Below are 17,464 nucleotides of genomic sequence, written 5' to 3'. Positions count from 1 at the left end.
AACTCTCGGGTTTTCGCCGGCGCGCACCCCCGCGTCCGGCGTTACCCGCGCCGGCGTTTTTTCAAAGCGCCCAACCCCAAAGAGGCGCGCCGCCATTCCACAAGAATGGGTAGAGGATAGACACCCCAATGCATGCTCCCGATAGCCAAGGCACGCTCAAGCGTGGCCTGAAGAATCGCCATATCCAGCTGATTGCGCTAGGCGGCGCCATCGGCACCGGCCTGTTCCTGGGCATTGCCCAGACCATCAAGCTGGCCGGCCCATCCGTGCTGCTGGGCTACGCGCTGGCCGGCATCGTCGCGTTCTTCATCATGCGCCAGTTGGGCGAGATGGTCGTCGACGAACCGGTAGCCGGCTCGTTCAGCTACTTCGCCAACAAGTATTGCGGCCACTTTGCCGGCTTCATGTCCGGCTGGAACTACTGGGTGCTGTACATCCTGGTCAGCATGGCCGAACTGTCGGCGGTGGGCATCTACGTCCAGTACTGGTGGCCGGGCATCCCGACATGGGTATCGGCCCTGGGCTTCTTCGTCGTCATCAACGCCATCAACCTGGCCAGCGTGAAGTCGTTCGGCGAGATGGAATTCTGGTTCTCGATCATCAAGGTCGCGGCCATTGTCGGCATGATCGGCTTTGGCGGCTACATGCTGGGTACTGGCGGCGCCGGCCCCGAAGCCGGCGTAGCCAACCTGTGGCAGCACGGGGGCTTCTTCCCGAACGGGCTGGGCGGACTGGTGATGGCGATGGCCGTGATCATGTTCTCGTTCGGCGGTCTGGAGCTGGTGGGCATTACCGCCGCCGAGGCCGACAACCCGGGCAAGAGCATTCCCAAGGCCACCAACCAGGTGATCTACCGCATCCTGATCTTCTACGTTGGCGCGCTGGCCGTGCTGCTGTCGCTGTACCCGTGGCAGAAGGTGGTCACCGGCGGCAGCCCGTTCGTGCTGATCTTCCATGCGATGAACAGCGATATCGTGGCCACGGTGCTGAATGTGGTGGTGCTGACGGCGGCGCTGTCGGTCTACAACAGCGGCGTCTACTGCAACAGCCGCATGCTGCTGGGCCTGGCGCAACAGGGCAACGCCCCGCGTGCGCTGATGAAGGTGAACCGTCGTGGCATTCCGCTGGCCGCGCTGGGCGTATCGGCCCTGGCCACCGGCCTGTGCGTGCTGGTCAACTACTTCATGCCGGGCGAAGCCTTCGAGCTGCTGATGGGTCTGGTGGTGTCGGCCCTGATCATCAACTGGGCCATGATCAGCATCATTCACCTGATGTTCCGCCGCGCCAAGCGCGCCGAAGGCAAGACCACGGCGTTCCAGAGCCTGGGCTATCCGCTGACCAACTACGTGACGCTGGTCTTCCTGGCCGGCATCCTGGTGGTGATGTTCCTGACCCCGGGCCTGCGCATTTCGGTCTACCTGATTCCGGTCTGGCTGGTCATTCTTGGCGTAAGCTATCGCCTCCGGCAGAAGAGCGCCGGTTCGGCCATGCCCGCCGCGAGCGCCCAGATCCAGTAACCTGCCTGAGCGGCCCGTGCGCACACCGGGCCGCCCCCCCCTGAACCCGCAAGCCAGACGCATCCCATGTTCGAACACATCGAAGCCTTTCCCGGTGACCCGATCCTCTCGCTCAACGAGGACTTCCAGCAGGACCCGCGTACCAACAAGGTCAACCTGAGCATCGGCATCTACTTTGACGACGAAGGCCGCCTGCCCGTCATGCAGGCCGTGGCCGAAGCCGAAGCCGCGCTGCTGTCGGACATGGGCCCGCGCCCCTACCTGCCGATGGCCGGCATCGCTGCCTACCGCCAGGCCGTGCAGGCGCTGGTGTTCGGTGAGGATTGCGCCGCCCGCGCCGAAGGCCGTATCGCCACGCTGCAGACGCTGGGCGGCTCGGGCGCGCTGCGCGTGGGCGCCGACTTCCTGAAACGCTATTTCCCGACGGCGGAAATGTGGATCAGCGACCCAAGCTGGGAAAACCACCGCGTGGTGTTCGAGCGCGCCGGCTTCAAGGTCAACACCTACCCGTACTACGACGCCGAAACCGGCGGCCTCAAGTTCGACGCCATGCTGGCGGCCATCGACGCCATTCCGCAGGGCGGCATCGTGCTGCTGCACGCCTGCTGCCACAACCCGACCGGCGTGGACCTGAACGAAGACCAGTGGCGCCAGGTGATCGGCGTGCTGAAGGCCCGCAAGCTGCTGCCGTTTGTCGACATGGCCTACCAGGGCTTTGGCTCGGGCCTGGATGACGACGCCTTTGCCGTGCGCGAACTGGCCCGCCAGAACGTGCCCGCGCTGGTGGCCAATTCGTTCTCGAAGAATTTCTCGCTGTACGGCGAACGCTGCGGCGGTCTCTCCGTGATCTGCCAGAGCGCCGACGAAGCCGGCCGCGTGCTGGGCCAGCTGACCGGCGCCGTGCGCGCCAACTACAGCAACCCGCCCACCCACGGCGCCCGCGTGGTGGCCCGTGTGCTGACCACGCCGGCCCTGCGCCAGAGCTGGGAAACGGAACTGGCCGCCATGTGCCAGCGCATCACGCGCATGCGCCAGGCCATCCACGACCAGCTGCGCGAGCATGTCAGCGGCGAGAAGCTGTCGCGCTACATCAAGCAGCGCGGCATGTTCACCTACACCGGCCTGTCGGCCGACCAGGTGGACCGCCTGAAGAACGAGCACGGCGTCTACGTGCTGCGCTCGGGCCGCATGTGCGTGGCCGGCCTGAACGAACGCAACGTCGGCGTGGTGGCGAACGCCATCGGCCAGGTGCTGAAGGGCTGATAGCTGGGCCGCCCCCTTCGACGCGCCCTCGCGTTTTAAGCAAAACAGCCACCCTCGGGTGGCTGTTTGCTTTGCCCGGACGATATCGTCCGAACCGGGCCTGTCGCTCAGACCTGCGCCTGACCGCCATCGGCGGCAATTTCGGCGCCGTTGATGAAGCTCGAATCGTCGGACGCCAGGAACGTCACCACGCGGGCGATTTCCTCCGGGGCGCCCAGCCGGCCCATTGGCACCAGCGAGGCCAGGTAGCCCAGCAGCCCGTCCTGGCCCGCCTTGGTGTCGCCGCCCAGCTCGGCCAGGCCCACCGTGTGCGTGGACCCGGGGCTCACCACGTTCACGCGGATGCCGCGATCCTTGAGGTCCAGCACCCAGCTGCGGGCCAGGCCGCGCACCGCCGCCTTCGAGGCGCTGTAGATGCTGAACGCCGGTGTGCCCGTCGATCCGGCAATCGAGCCGGTCAGGATGATGGAACCGCCCTTGCCCATCAGCGGCAGGGCCTTCTGCACCGTGAACACCACGGCACGGACATTGCGATTGAACGTATCGTCGAAATGCTGCGCCGTGATCTCGCCCAGCGGCGCCATGGTGCCGCCGCCGGCATTGGCGAACAGCACGTCCAGCCGCCCATCGCCCTCGCGGATCGTCTTGACCAGCGCATCGAGATCGGCCTCGCGGGTCACGTCGCCCTGCACACCTACCGCGCCATGGCCGATGGCTGCCACGGCCTTGTCCAGCTCCGCGGCGCGGCGGCCCGTTACATACACCTTCGCGCCTTCGCGGGCCAGGTCCTGCGCGGCGGCCAGTCCGATGCCGCTCGTGCCGCCAGTTACCAGGGCGATCTTGCCTTCCAGTCGCTTGCTCATGATGTGTTCCTTTCGTGTTGAAGAGTGGATGAGCGCAACTGTAAGCGTTAATGAATTACGAATAAACAGCGATCAAATTAAATCATTATTCATCACCATGAATAATCAGGCATACTGCGTGCGGCGCCATCGCCCTGCCCGTTTTTGCCTTCTCCTGAGCCATGGATCAACTGCAAGCCCTGCGCGTATTCGTCCGCATCGCCGAGTCCGGCGGTTTCAGCAAGGCCGCCGACACGCTCAACATTCCGCGTCCCACCGTCACCAAGCTGATCCAGGACCTGGAATCACACCTGCGCATCAAGCTGTTCCAGCGGTCCACCCGCAAGGTGGTGGTGACCGACGAGGGCCAGGCGTACTACCGCCGCGCGGTCAAGCTGCTGGCCGATGTGGATGAGATGGATACGCTGTTTGCCGATGCCCGCGGCGCACCGCGCGGGCGCCTGCGCGTGGACATCGGATCATCGCTGGCCAACCTGATCCTGCTGCCCAACCTGCCGTCCTTCCGCGCGAAGTATCCCGAGATCCAGCTCGAAGTCGGCGTGGGCGACCGCCATGTGGACCTGATCGGCGACGCCGTCGATTGCGTGATCCGGGGCGGCGACCTGACCGATACGTCCCTGATCGCCCGGCATGTCGCCAGCCTGGACTGGGGCACCTACGCCGCCGCGCCGTACGTTGCCGCGCGCGGCAAGCCGACGCACCCGGCCGTGCTGCAGACCGACCACGACGTGGTGGGCTACTTTTCGTCGCTCACGGGCCGCGTGATGCCGCTGCGGTTCGAGCGCGACGGCGAGCGCATCGACGTGGACGTGCGCAGCCGGCACGGCGTGTTTGTCAACGAGAGCACGGCCCACCTGACGGCCCTGGTCAGCGGCCTGGGCGTGGCGCAGACCTTCGGCTTCATGGCGCGGCCGCACGTGGAAACCGGCGCGCTGGTCCCACTGCTGCCTGAATGGAGCCGGCCGCTGCATCCGTTGCATATCGTGTTCCACCCGTCGAGGAACCAGAGCGCAAGGCTGCGGGCGTTTGTGGACTGGGTGGTGGCACTGTTCGCGCCGTTCGACTGCACGGGCAGGCGCTAGGCCTGCGCCACGTGCCGGCCCCGCGTTGGCCGGCGTTACACTGCCGGCCATGCCCGACGACCGCCATCCCACTTCCCCACCGCCTTCGCCGCAAGCCCTGACCGCCTGTTTCCGGAGCGGCGACGCCATGCGCAGCCGGCGCGTGAGCGAGGTGATCCTGTCGGATACGGTGGACATTCCCGCCCCGCCGGCGCGGCTGCTGGCGGACTGGACGCGCGAGATTGCGTCGCAGATGACGCTGGAGCCCGGCGATGTCGAGGTCATGCCGCTGGCCCGTGCGCGGATGCGCTGGCCCGACTACGGGCGCTGCGTGCAGGCCGTGGCCGACTGGACGGCGTCGCTGGGCCTGCCGGGCCTGCTGGCCCAAAGCGATATCGCGTTGATGGTCTGCCGGGGCGCCCGGTATCACCATGACGGCGACCAGTACGGCGGCGCAGCCTTCTGCAATCTGTTCCTCAGTGACGACAAGGGACAGGACGTACATTTTCCATCGCTGGACCTGCGCATCCCCCTGCGTCGCGGCACGGTGCTGCTGTTCGATACCTGCCAGCCCCACGGCGTCGTGCCGCGCGGCGCGGACCGCTTCGATCCCGCCGATTTCCCGGCCAACCAGGACGGACACGACAACACGCAGCTGTTCCTGACCTGGGAACTGCCCATCGAAGAGGCCCGGGTGGCCCGCGCGCTACGCGTGACGTTCGACCATGACTGGGCTCCCGCCGCACAGGTCGAGGAAGAGCAGGTGCGGCGCGATGGCCGACGAGTCTGGGTATGCCCGGTCACCGGCCAATGGCTGCTGGCCGACCCGCAGACCTGACGGCCTCGCCGGAAAGCGGGATAGGGGCCAGAGCCTCTTCCGGCCCCGCTGGCCTCAGATATGCGTGAACACCGCCTCTTTCGGCAGGCGGGACTTCGGCAGGCCGGCATTGAAGTCCTTTTCGCTGCGACGGCCCAGCGACACCAGCACGACGCTGGTCAGGCCGCGCTCACGCAGGTTCAGCGCCGTGTCCAGCGCGCCCGCGTCAAAGCCCTCCATCGGTGTGGCGTCGATGCCAAGCATCGCGGCGCCCAGCAGCAGGCCGCCCAGCGCCAGGTAGACCTGCTTTTCCATCCATTGCGGCACGTCGCGCAGCGCGTAGCGGTGCAGGTCCACATACGAGCGGCGGCTCTTGTCCTGGCCTTCGCGGGCGCCTTCCACCTTGAACCGGCCGTCGCGTTCCTCCTGGTCCAGCACGGCGCGCAGGTGGGCTTCGTCCAGGTCGGCGCGCATGCACAGCGCAATCACATGCGAGGCATCGACGATCTTCGGATGGTTGTACGAAAACGTGCCGGTGGCCGCCCTGGCGATGGTCTCGCGGCCCTCGGGCGTCGATGCCACCACGAAATGCCACGGCTGCGAGTTGACCGACGACGGGCTGTTGTGCAGCCACGCCAGCAGCATGTCCACCTGTTCCTGCGGCAAGGTCTGGCCGCCTTCGTAGGCCTTGACGGTATGGCGGGACAGGACGGCGTCGGTGAAATTCATGAGGAGCTCCGGATCGTGGATAAGTAAATCGACTATGCGTCGCATTATCGCAGCCGCGATGCTATCGAAAAACCGGGGAAATCTGTCAGCACTTTCACTTCGGGAGTGAAAATGACCAGGCGTTCCATGGAGCCCGCCGCGGCAGGCGCGGGTGCCCGGAGGGCGATCACCCTCTCAGCGGTCAGGAAACACCAGCCGGAACGTGGTCAGGCCGTCGGGCATGGATTCCACCTGCACCGCGCCGTGGTGCAGTTCCATGATGGTCTTCACGATGGCCAGCCCGATGCCCGACGATTCCCCGGAATTGGCGCGGGCGGGGTCGCCACGGAAGAACCTGTCGAACAAACGTGGCAGGTGCTCGGGCGCGATGCCGGGCCCGTGGTTGGCCACTTCGATCACCACCGTGCCGGCTTCATCCCGGCTCCGGAGCGCAATCACCGCCGATTCGGGCGAGTGATGCACGGCGTTCGACAGCAGGTTGCCCAGCGCGCGCCGGAATAGCGTGGCATCGGCGTAGAGCGTGCCCCGCGCGTCCACCTGGATGGCGATGCCGCGCGCATCGGCCAGCAGCTCGAAATAGTCGGCCTGACGGGCCAGTTCGGACGGCAGGTCGAGCTCCACCCGGTGCATGGCCACCTGCGCATTGTCGGCGCGCGCCAGGAACAGCATGTTCTCGATCATGCGTGACAGCCGCTCGTATTCCTCGACGTTGGATGCCAGCAGCGCCTGGTATTCCTCCACAGACCGCTCGCTCGACAGCGCCACCTGGGTCTGGCCCAGCAGGTTGCCGATCGGGGTGCGGAAATCATGGGCCAGGTCGGCCGAGAACTGCGACAGGCGCTCGTAGCGCTCGCGCAGGCGGTCGATCATTCGTTGCAGCGCGCTGGCCAATTCGTCCAGCTCCGCCGGCAGCCGCGACGGATCGACTGGCAGCACGCCGCTGGCAAACGTCACCGACGCCGTGCCGGCCGCAATGCGCCGCAGCGGCGCCATGCCTGCGTGCAAGGCCGCGTAGCCCAGCAAGCCCGCGCCCAGCGCCCCCAGGCACACGGCGACGCAGAGCTTGAGCCGATAGTCGCGCAGCAGCAGCACGCGCGACGCCGCTACCTGGTAGATCTCCGCCCGCACCGTCCGCGCGCCCGCGCCGGTGCCCACGCGCGCCTGCATCGCCAGACCGCGCGCCGGTATCGCGCCCGGCGTCTCCCATGACTGAATGGCCGCTGCCGATGGCGGCGTGTCGGCGCCAATGGCGTCCACCGCCGGCATGTTGCCCGGCTGCGCGCCCGCCTGCGTCAGCAGCGCGCCATCCGGCGCCAGCAGCCGCAGGCCGAATTCGTCGTTGCCCGCGACAATGCCGCGAATCTCCTGCCACCGACCGGCCTGGGCGTCGGCGGCCGGCAATTCGGCCAGCTCGGCGCGCGCACGAACGGCCTTGCGCAGCAGCTCCGAGTCGTCGCGCTCGATGATCTGCGTGGCCAGCGCCCGGTACAGGTACAGGCCCACGCCCGCGAAGGCGCAGCCGGCGATCAGCGCGAATGCCACCGCCAGCCGCGCGGTCAGCGAGCGGGGCAGCAGGCGGGTATGCCGGCGCGCCGTCACGACGCGCGCAGTTCCAGCACGTAGCCGATGCCGCGCACACTGTGGATCAGCTTGGGCGCGAAATGGTCGTCCATCTTGGCGCGCAGGCGCCGGATGGCCACATCGACCACGTTGGTGTCGCTGTCGAAATTCATGTCCCAGACATGCGATGCGATCTGCGTGCGGCTCAGCACCTCGCCGCTGCGGCGTGCCAGGAAATGGAGTAGCGCAAATTCGCGCGGCGTCAGGTCGATGCGCTGGCCGGCGCGCATCACGCGATGCCGGATCAGGTCGATTTCCAGGTCGGCCACCTCGATGCGGTCGGCCTCGCGCACCGGCCCGCGCCGCAGCAGCGTGCGCACGCGCGCCAGCAGTTCCACGAACGCGAACGGCTTGGCCAGGTAGTCGTCGCCGCCCAGCTCCAGGCCGCGCACACGGTCTTCCACCTCGTCGCGCGCCGTCAGGAACAGCACGGGCGTGTCCTTGCTTTCGCGCAGCCGGCGCAGCACGTCCCAGCCGTTCATGCCGGGCAGCATCACGTCAAGGATGATCAGGTCGTAGTCGTCTTCCATCGCGTGGTGCAGGCCATCGGCGCCAGTGCGCGCCAGATCCACCACAAAGGACGACTCGGCCAGCCCCTTGCGCAGGTATTCGCCCGTTTTCGGTTCGTCTTCGACTACCAGGATCTTCATCGGTCCAGTCCTCAACCATCGGCGGCGCCAATCCGCCGCATTGCCAGCTGGATGGTAGCGAGCGGCGCCGCCGGTTTGGATGACAAGACTGTAATCGTTTTGACCGGAATTCACAGGGCGGGCGGTTTCTAGAATCGGCTCCATTCCTTACGATTGCCGCGCCATCGGGGCGCCGGGAGAGAAAGCATGTGGATTGTCAGGCTCGCCCTGCGCAGGCCCTATACCTTCATCGTGCTCGCCATCCTGCTGTTGCTGGGCGGCGTGGTGGCCATCCAGCGCATGCCGACCGACATCTTCCCGTCGATCGACATCCCGGTGGTCAGCGTGGTGTGGAGCTACAACGGCCTGTCGGCGCAGGACATGGCCCAGCGCATCGTCACCGGCTACGAGCGGTCACTGACCACCGATGTCGACAACATCGAGCACATCGAGTCGCAGTCGCTGCCGGGCGTGGCCGTCATCAAGGTCTTCTTCCACCCCGGCGCCGACATCAACCGTGCGATTTCGCAAGCCACGGCGGGCGCGCAATCGATCCTCAAGCAGATGCCGCCCGGCGCCACGCCGCCGCTGGTGCTGAGCTATAACGCCTCGACGGTGCCGATCCTGCGCCTGGCGCTGGGCAGCGACACGCTGCCCGAGCAGGAACTGTACGACCTGGGCAACAGCTTTATCCGCACGCAACTGGCCACGGTGCAGGGGGCGTCTGTGCCGCTGCCCTATGGCGGCAAGGTGCGCCAGGTGATGGTGGATCTGAACGTGGCGGCGCTGCAGGCGCGCGGGCTGGCGCCGCTGGACGTGGTCAACGCCATCAACGCCCAGAACCTCGTGCTGCCCGGCGGCACGGCCAAGATCGGCGCGCTCGAATACCGCGTGGACCTCAATGGCAGCACCCAGACCGTGGCCGCGCTGAACGACCTGCCGGTACGCAGCGGCCCCGACGGCACGGTCTATGTGCGCGATGTGGCGCAGGTGCACGATGGCTACGCGCCCCAGACCAACGTGGTGCGCCACGACGGCAAGCGCGCCGCGCTGCTCGAAATCGAGAAGACCGGCAGTGCGTCCACGCTGACCGTGGTGGCGCAGATCCGCGCCCTGCTGCCGCACATCCTGTCCGGCCTGCCGAAGTCGCTGCAGGTGCAGCCGCTGTCCGACCAGTCCGTGTTCGTCACCTCGGCCATCGACGGCGTGCTGCACGAGGCGCTGGTGGCCGCCTGCCTGACGGCCATGATGATCCTGCTGTTCCTGGGAAGCTGGCGCGCCACGCTGATTATCGCCATCACCATCCCGCTGTCGGTGCTGGCCGCCCTGATCGGGCTGGCGGCACTGGGACAGACGCTGAACATCATGACGCTGGGCGGCCTGGCGCTGGCCGTGGGCGTGCTGGTGGACGACGCCACCGTGGCCATCGAAAACATTGCCCACCACCGCGAAACGGGCAAGCCGCTGGAGCAGGCTATTCTCGACGGGTCGGGCGAGATCGCGCTGCCCACGCTGGTGTCCACGATGTGCATCTGCATCGTGTTCCTGCCGATGTTCCTGCTCAGCGGCGTGGCGCGCTACCTGTTCGTGCCGCTGGCCGAGGCGGTGGTGTTTGCGATGATGGCTTCGTACTTCCTGTCCCGCACCCTGATTCCCACGCTGGCGCATTACCTGCTGCGCGGCGAGTCGGATGCGCGGACAGCCAAACGCCCCGCCAGGGGGTGGCTGGCGGGCCTGACCCGCTGGTTCGGCACGGCCCACCGCCGCTTCGAGGCCGGCTTCGAGCGGGTGCGCGGCGCCTACGGGCGCATGCTGTCCGCCGCGCTGGCCAGGCCGCGCCGGACCATGACGCTCTTCGCGCTGGCCTGTGTGGGGTCGATGACGCTGGTGCCGTTCCTGGGCCAGGACTTCTTCCCGGCCGTCGATAGCGGCGAGATCCGCCTGCATATGCGCGTTCGCACCGGTACGCGTATCGAGGAGACCGCCCGCATCACCGATCAGGTCGAAGCCGACATCCGCCGCGTGGTGGGGCCGCAGCACGTGGCGGGCATCGTCGACAATATCGGCCTGCCGGTCAGCGGCATCAACCTGACCTACGATTCGTCGCTGCCGATCGGCACCGGCGACGCCGAGATCCTGGTGTCCCTCAAGCCGGACGCGGGCCGTTCCGGCGTGCTGGTGGACCAGCTCGACGCCGTGCTGCAGAAGGATTTCCCGGGCGTCAGCTTCTCGTTCCTGCCGGCCGACATGGTCAGCCAGATCCTGAACTTCGGCCTGCCCGCCCCCATCGACATCCAGATCGTCGGCAAGGATCTGGCCGGCAACCGCAAGGTGGCAGACCAGTTGCTGCGCAAGCTGGCCGGCGTGCCGGGCCTGACCGATCTGCACCTGCAGCAGCCGGCCGACCAGCCCGCGCTGACCGTCGACGTGGATCGCACGCGCGCGCTGCAGGCCGGGCTGTCGCAGCGCGAAGTGGCGCAGAACATGCTGATTGCGCTGTCCGGCAGCGGCCAGACCGCGCCCAACTTCTGGCTCAACCCGAAGAACGGCGTCAGCTATCCGCTGGCCGTCTCCGTGCCCCAGTACGCGATGGACTCGCTGCAGCGGCTGTCGAACATTCCGCTGGGGCTGGGCGCCGACACCGCGCAACAGGGCGGCGCCGGGCAACTCGGCCAGTTCGGCACCATCGCCCGCGGAAGCCAGCAAGGCGTGGTGTCGCACTACAACGTGCAGCCCGTGCTGGACCTGTTCGGCGCGGTGCGCGGCCGCGACCTCGGCGCCGTGGCCGGCGACGTGCAGCGCATCGTCGATCAGGTGCGCCCGCAACTGCCGGCCGGGTCCGACATCGTCGTGCGCGGCCAGGTGCAGACCATGCGTGCATCGTTCACAGGGCTGGTCACGGGCCTGGCCGCCGCCATCGTGCTTGTGTATCTGCTGATGGTGGTGAATTTCCAGTCGTGGCTCGATCCGCTGGCCATCGTCGGCGCCCTGCCCGTGGCGCTCTCGGGCATGGCGTGGATGCTGTTTGCCGCCGACACCACCATCAGCGTGCCGGCGCTCACCGGCGCCATCATCTGCGTGGGCATTGCCACCGCCAACAGCATCCTGGTCATCAGCCATGCGCGCGACAGCCTGTCGGCAGGCGCGAACCCCATCGACGCCGCCTGGGACGCCGGCTTCAGCCGCTTCCGGCCGGTGGCGATGACCGCGCTGGCGATGCTGTTCGGCATGGTGCCGATGGCGCTGGGCTCGGGCGGCGCCGGCGCGCAGAACGCCCCGCTGGGCCGCACCGTGATCGGTGGCCTGGCCTTCGGCACCGTGGCCACGCTGGTGCTGGTGCCGGTCTTTTTCTCCGTGCTGCATGGCTGGATGGCCCGCCGCGCACGATCCGATCACAACACGCCCCTTCAGGAGCGCCTGGCATGACCCGAACCGACCTCGATCCCAAGGCGGCCGCGCCGCGCCGCAACCCCAGGCTGGCCATGCTGGCCCTGGCGGGCGCCGCCGTGGCGCTGGCCCTGACGGCCGGCATCGTGCCGCGCTGGCAAGGCCACGCCGTCTTGCAGCAGCGCGCGCAGGCCGCGCAGACGCCCATCGTCAGCGTGGTGCAGCCGCGCGCCGCAGCGGCCGCGCACGACATCACCCTGCCGGCCGACGTCCGCGCCTACGAGGACGCCGCCATCCATGCGCGCGTCAACGGCTATCTGCGCCACTGGTACGCCGATATCGGCACCCCGGTCAAGGCGGGCCAGTTGCTGGCCGAGATCGACGCGCCCGAAGTGGCCGACCAGTTGCGGCAGGCACGCGCCGACGAAGCGACCGCCGCCGCCAACTACCAGTTGGCGAGCACCACGGCCAAACGCTGGCAGGACCTGCAGGCGACGAACTCCGTCGCCCAGCAGGAAACCGACCAGAAGGTGGCCGACATGAACGCCAAGGCGGCGCTGCTGGCGGCGGCGCGCTCGAATACCTCGCGGCTGGCGCAGCTTGCCAGCTACACGCAGATCCGCGCGCCGTTCGACGGCGTGATTACAGCACGCAACGTCGATACCGGGGCGCTGATCGATGCCGGCAGCGCGCCCGGCCAGGGGCGCGAACTGTTCCATATCTCGGCCGGCACTCGGCTGCGCGTCTACGCGCAGGTGCCGCAGGACGTCAGCGCGGGAATGGGGCCGGGCACGCAGGCCTGGCTGACGCTGCCGCAAGCGCCGGACAAACGCTACCCCGCCACGGTGGCGCGCACGGCCGGCGCCATCGATCCCGTCACGCGCAGCCTGCGCGTGGAACTCGATGTCGATAGCCAGGACGGCCGCATCCTCCCGGGCGCCTACGCACAGGTGCATCTGGAAGTGGGCAGCGCACACGCGGGGCTCGATCTGCCCGCCAATACGTTGATGTTTCCGGCCGGCGGCCCGACCGTTGCCGTGGTCGGCCCGGACAACACACTGACGATCCGCCACGTGGCGCTGGGGCGCGACTTCGGCACCCATGTGGAAGTGCTGGACGGACTGCAAGCCAGCGACCGCGTCGTGGTCAACCCCGGCGACGGCATCGTGGCCGGCATGACGGTACGCGTGGCCGCGCCGGCAAAGCGAGATCCGGCATGACGCTCACCATGAAACCGCTCATCAAGCGCACCTTCCATTGCACCTTCCACCGCACCGTCATCGTGCTGGCCTGCGCATGGCTGGCCGGCTGCGCCAGCGTGCCCTATCACGTCCCGGCGATGCCGATGCCGGCCGCCTACCACGAAGCCCAGGACGGCGGCGCCCAGGGCGCGCAGCCGGACGACGCCATCGCGCCGGACTGGTGGCGCGCGTACGACGACGCCACGCTCGACGCCCTGCTGGCCCGCATCGACGTATCGAACCAGAGCCTGCTGAAATCGATGGCCCTGCTGCGCGATGCCCGTGCCCAGGTGGATGCCGCCCGCGCCGATTACTTTCCGACCGTCGGCGCCACGGCCAGCGTCACAAGTACGCACCTGTCGGCCAACGTACTCGGGCACTCGCGGGCTGGAAAAACAACGCCCGATCACCTGCTGGGCCTCGGCGCCAGTTGGGAACCCGACCTGTTTGGACGCATCGGCAACAACGTCGATGCCGCAAAAGCCCGCCTGCAGGCCAGTGCCGACGACGTGGCCGCGGTCCGCCTGAGCCTGCAGGCCGAAGCCGCGATCGATTACTTCGGCATCCGCTCGCTCGACCGCGAAGCCGCGTTGCTTCAACAGACCGTGGACGCCTACGCGTCGGTGCTGCAACTGGTGACCAACCGCTACAAGGGCGGCATCGCCGCCGAAGGCGATGTCGCGCAGGCGCAGGCTCAGGTGGAAAGCACACAAGCGCAACTGGCCGACCTGCAACTGTCCCGCACCCAGTTGCTGCATGCGCTGGCCACGCTGGTGGGCGAACCCGCCAGCACGTTTGCGCTGCCGGCACTGCCCGCCGACGCCGCGAACATCGCCGGCACCGCAAGCGCCGATATCGCCCTGCCCGTCACCCCGGCCGCCGTGCCCGCCACCCTGCTGCAGCGCCGCCCCGACATCGCGGCCGCCGAGCGCCGCGTCGCCGCCGCCAACGCGCAGATCGGCGTGGCCCGCGCGGCCTTCTTCCCGACGCTGATGCTGAACCTGAACGGCGGACTGGAAAGCTCGGGACTGGCCGGCTGGCTGACCGCGCCAAGCCGCTTCTGGGCCGTAGGCCCCGCGCTAGCCGCAACGATATTCGACGGCGGCAAGCGCCAGGCGGGCGTGGACAGCGCCCGCGCCCAGTTCGACGCCAGCGCCGCCGACTACCGCGAAACGGTGCTCAAGGCCGTACAGGACGTGGAAGACAACTACGCCGCACTACGGTTGCTGGACCACGAAGCCGCCAGCCAGCAAGCCGCCGTCACCGCATCCCGCCGCGCCCTGCAACAGGCCACCGACCGCTACCGCAAGGGCGCCGCCGCCTACCTCGACGTCAACGTCGTGCAAGCCGCCGCCCTAATCGACGCTCGCGCGCTGGAAGCCGTGCACCGGAGGCAGTTGGCGGCCAGCGTGTCGTTGTTCCGGGCGTTGGGTGGGGGGTGGCAAGGGACGGGCACTGGACTCCAGTAGAACTGGTTGTTTCTCGCCCGATTACTTCGGAGAAGCATCATCATCCATGCAAATCGCTTAAGCAGCCACGCCGAAACTACCGAAAATCACGCTAATAATTACGCTGTTCATATATGCGCCGCCGACCAACGTAGCCTTGTGCCTTCTAGTGGTTTTCCATGAGCTTTACCACTCAGTCCAGATCTTCGAGATCTTCCGCCTGAGCGAAGTGGCGTCCTTGTATTCGAAAACGACTGACTCTCCATTTTTCCATTCGCCATCCCAGCCCTCTGGAAATTTACTCATCAGCGTACAATCTCTCACAAAGGCTTCGGCGTCGGTCAATTCAATACGACGATAAATGAATACACGATAGTAATCGCCCGAGAAATCAGCGGCGCGCGAACTGACCGACCACTTCACCAACACCACTATTCCTTTGCCGTTCCAGATCATGGCGTCCACCACTTGAGGAGAACCGCCATTAATTCCATATCTATCGATAAGCAACCGTTGATCGTCACATTGCCAAACGGGAAAAAGAAAAAAAGGAGGCACGTCGCCCGAACCCTTCTTCTGATCGAGATACTCTCGCTCAAAGACGACCGAGCACCCTGGGTGCAAGGCACTTCCGTCGATAGGCGCATGGCTAGCTGCATCGCCGATTGCAGGCTTGGATATAATTAAAATTACAGCAACACCTACCCATTTAAGATACCGCAGCGGTCGGCTCACCGTCCATTCCCCTTCGCCGTTGATGCAACCGAGTTATCAAAAACAGTAATCACTTAAGATCTCCGGGGTGTCACTTCGCGATTTCCCATAAAAGTTTCTCGACCACTTCCTGCCGAAGCATGGCCGCGTCGAGCTTCGAAAATCATTCACCCGATCAGTCACATCCTTGATATTGGGAGATGCTTTGGAAAATTTCGTCGCCCGTATCGGCCAGCGTATTGACGACAAGCATCATTCTGTTTTTTTCCACAGCCAACCACAAGGCCCTAACTCCACGCCCGAACACGCGATCATCTCTGGGCGGCCCTTGCAGCGCAAATCATACGATTCACATGGAAGCGCATGGGATGCTTTATATGGCGTCCAGCCGGCCGAGATTAGTTGTTGCCGCACTTTCGAGTATTTTTCGCCAACCCTCATCTCTGGATAATCGCGAATTTTTTCGACCGTACAGGTAGCTCCCGCATTAACATGCAAGAAGCATAAAGAAACAAGAAAAATTGATCGCATCAAAACCCTCCATTCATGCCAGCATGTTGACAACATTGCTGCTTTCACAGCAGATCAAAATCTCATAAAGATCACCGCTCCAACCACATTTTCATTATTTCAATGAACGAATTTCGTGATAAACCCCGATGCTATTAAAACGATTGTCCTCGGCTTCATGAATCCGCGCGTCACATTCGATGCAGGCGGGACCTGCACACCCATAGAACTGTCCAATGCCGACGAAGAGTTCATCACCAACATCTGCAAGCGTGTCAACGATGATATTTTTCTTCCATAGCCAGGCGCAGGGACCCATTCCAACACCAGAACATGCAAGCATTTCGGGACGATTCGCACCGCGTTTATCGTCGAGTTCACATGGAAGTGCATTAGGAGCGCGATACGGTAAACATCCCGCGGAAAGTAGTTTTAGGCGTACATGGGAATATCGTTCATCAATCGCGATGTGGGGCACGTCTCGAATCGGCTCGATGTCACATTTTGCGTAGATTTCCATTTGAACCACGATCGCCAATATCGGAATTAGCTTTCTTTTCATCGGAGATTTCTCCCGACTTGAATATGGCGAGATCTCGTCAAAGCGCCATAGCCAAATTTATTCCGATGGCGGGCACTCGTGATAAACGCCGACGCCTGTAAATCGCTCATCCTCTACTTCGTAAATCGTCCCTACCACGATAAATACCTTATTTTTCCGCCACAGCCACGCGCACGGCGCCAACTGAACTCCGGAACAGGCGAGCATTTCCGGTCGATCTTTGCATCGCTCGTCTTCGTCCGCACAGGGCAGCGCTTCAGGAGCTCGATATGGCGCCCACCCCGCCGAAAGTAACTTTTTTGCGGACTGATGAGTAATTTTCCTGCTGCATGAACTGAGGCAAAGTTGGTAAGGTACTATCGATGACGCAGTCGGCTCGCGCGGTGACACCGAAAAGTCCGATGGTTACGCAAATGATGAGCTTTCTTTTCATATGCGCACCTACTCTTTCCAATACTCTGATATCTCTTCTAATATCTCACGTAGCATTTTTGTGGACTCCGGATTGGCAAAGTTCGGCGGCTCATCGTAGTAGGATTGGTTTCCGTCAGAGACGGCCTTCCTCAATCGTACTCGCCCCTTTGGCGTCGCAATAGAAGCCCACTCCTGTGACGCCCCATATTGCGCCTCATCGGCGGATCCAACCCCGCGCTTTATAAAGTTCGCCAGCTTTCCTTTACCCGCCTTCTCAATGAGAAACTCCCTGAAAAAGTACTCCTGCGTCTCAGCATCGAATATTTCATCTCCAGTCAACTTCAATGCAGCTTTTCCTTGCGTCAGGGTTGTTTCTATCACCTGATATTTTCCTGCCGCAAATATTCTATTTGTATCTGTTGGATGTAATTTAGCCGCCTCGAGTATGGCGTTGATCGATTTCTTGGTTATTGTGCCTTCGGGCGGATTTACGAACGAGTGAACCACTTTGTGGTTGATAGTGCCGGTGTTGTAAGACTCATAATTTCCCTCCCCGTGCGCGATAACATCCCCGATTCTCCGGATGAAATCATGCACACGCATATCCACGAAGAAATTCCCCACCGCCCCCACCGGATGCATATGAAACACCGCCGGACCAGGTAAATCAGGCAGTCTCGCCTTGACCT

13 protein-coding genes and 1 pseudogene are annotated in these 17,464 nt (G+C 64.9%); 7 read left to right on the top strand and 7 right to left on the bottom strand.

Annotation, left to right across the window (positions count from 1 at the left end; genetic code table 11):
* Positions 1-128: 128 nt before the first annotated feature.
* The gene (locus AC3G88_RS25470; protein ID WP_488773730.1) at positions 129-1,517 is read left to right on the top strand and encodes an amino acid permease; all 1,389 of its coding nucleotides are present in this window, start codon (positions 129-131) and stop codon (positions 1,515-1,517) included.
* A 66-nt stretch (positions 1,518-1,583) separates the two neighbouring features.
* A complete protein-coding gene (locus AC3G88_RS25465) occupies positions 1,584-2,780 on the top strand; it encodes an amino acid aminotransferase (protein ID WP_488773731.1) in 1,197 nt (398 codons plus the stop codon).
* Between the two features lie 107 nt (positions 2,781-2,887).
* Here AC3G88_RS25465 and AC3G88_RS25460 read toward each other — a convergent pair whose 3' ends face one another.
* Entirely contained in the window at positions 2,888-3,643 is a 756-nt protein-coding gene (locus tag AC3G88_RS25460; protein WP_153948741.1) for an SDR family NAD(P)-dependent oxidoreductase, read from the bottom strand.
* Positions 3,644-3,804: 161 nt separating this feature from the next.
* Here AC3G88_RS25460 and AC3G88_RS25455 point away from each other — a divergent pair, with 161 nt between their 5' ends.
* Both AC3G88_RS25455 and AC3G88_RS25450 read left to right on the top strand, forming a co-directional pair.
* Positions 3,805-4,725 (top strand): LysR family transcriptional regulator, encoded by a 921-nt coding sequence (locus AC3G88_RS25455; protein ID WP_488773732.1) that lies wholly within the window; start codon positions 3,805-3,807, stop codon positions 4,723-4,725.
* A gap of 49 nt (positions 4,726-4,774) precedes the next feature.
* Positions 4,775-5,542, top strand: coding sequence for a hypothetical protein (locus AC3G88_RS25450; RefSeq protein ID WP_488773733.1), 768 nt, complete (start codon positions 4,775-4,777; stop codon positions 5,540-5,542).
* A gap of 54 nt (positions 5,543-5,596) precedes the next feature.
* Here AC3G88_RS25450 and nfsB read toward each other — a convergent pair whose 3' ends face one another.
* The 3 genes from nfsB to AC3G88_RS25435 all read right to left on the bottom strand — a co-directional run bounded on the left by nfsB (position 5,597) and on the right by AC3G88_RS25435 (position 8,520).
* On the bottom strand, positions 5,597-6,250 hold the full coding sequence (gene nfsB, locus AC3G88_RS25445) for an oxygen-insensitive NAD(P)H nitroreductase (protein ID WP_488773734.1): 654 nt from the start codon (positions 6,248-6,250) through the stop codon (positions 5,597-5,599).
* Between the two features lie 174 nt (positions 6,251-6,424).
* Complete coding sequence (locus AC3G88_RS25440; protein WP_488773735.1) at positions 6,425-7,849, bottom strand: heavy metal sensor histidine kinase; 1,425 nt, start codon at positions 7,847-7,849, stop codon at positions 6,425-6,427.
* Entirely contained in the window at positions 7,846-8,520 is a 675-nt protein-coding gene (locus AC3G88_RS25435; protein WP_488773736.1) for a heavy metal response regulator transcription factor, read from the bottom strand. Before AC3G88_RS25435 ends, AC3G88_RS25440 begins: the two co-directional genes overlap by 4 nt.
* Before the next feature lie 186 nt (positions 8,521-8,706).
* On the opposite strand from AC3G88_RS25435, the gene AC3G88_RS25430 reads away from it, so the two are divergent.
* Genes AC3G88_RS25430 through AC3G88_RS25420 form a run of 3 tightly spaced genes read left to right on the top strand, consistent with a single transcriptional unit; the run spans position 8,707 to position 14,596 of the window.
* On the top strand, positions 8,707-11,925 hold the full coding sequence (locus tag AC3G88_RS25430; protein ID WP_488894101.1) for an efflux RND transporter permease subunit: 3,219 nt from the start codon (positions 8,707-8,709) through the stop codon (positions 11,923-11,925).
* Positions 11,922-13,106: an efflux RND transporter periplasmic adaptor subunit gene (locus AC3G88_RS25425; protein WP_488773738.1), complete on the top strand. Its 1,185-nt coding sequence runs from the start codon at positions 11,922-11,924 to the stop codon at positions 13,104-13,106. Before AC3G88_RS25430 ends, AC3G88_RS25425 begins: the two co-directional genes overlap by 4 nt.
* Positions 13,103-14,596, top strand: coding sequence for an efflux transporter outer membrane subunit (locus tag AC3G88_RS25420; protein WP_488894100.1), 1,494 nt, complete (start codon positions 13,103-13,105; stop codon positions 14,594-14,596). Before AC3G88_RS25425 ends, AC3G88_RS25420 begins: the two co-directional genes overlap by 4 nt.
* A gap of 165 nt (positions 14,597-14,761) precedes the next feature.
* Here AC3G88_RS25420 and AC3G88_RS25415 read toward each other — a convergent pair whose 3' ends face one another.
* The 3 genes and pseudogenes from AC3G88_RS25415 to AC3G88_RS25405 form a co-directional block, all read right to left on the bottom strand.
* Positions 14,762-15,310 carry a hypothetical protein gene (locus AC3G88_RS25415; RefSeq protein WP_488894099.1) on the bottom strand — a complete coding sequence of 183 codons (549 nt, stop codon included), beginning with the start codon at positions 15,308-15,310 and terminating at the stop codon, positions 14,762-14,764.
* A gap of 604 nt (positions 15,311-15,914) precedes the next feature.
* Entirely contained in the window at positions 15,915-16,361 is a 447-nt protein-coding gene (locus AC3G88_RS25410; RefSeq protein ID WP_488773742.1) for a hypothetical protein, read from the bottom strand.
* Positions 16,362-16,802: 441 nt separating this feature from the next.
* A pseudogene (locus AC3G88_RS25405) lies at positions 16,803-17,464 on the bottom strand (lytic transglycosylase domain-containing protein); the annotation flags it as partial.

The sequence above is a fragment of the Cupriavidus sp. 86D6 genome, assembly GCF_057815095.1.
Note: the sequence above shows the minus strand (reverse complement) of the source record. Positions and strands in the feature narration are given on the sequence as shown.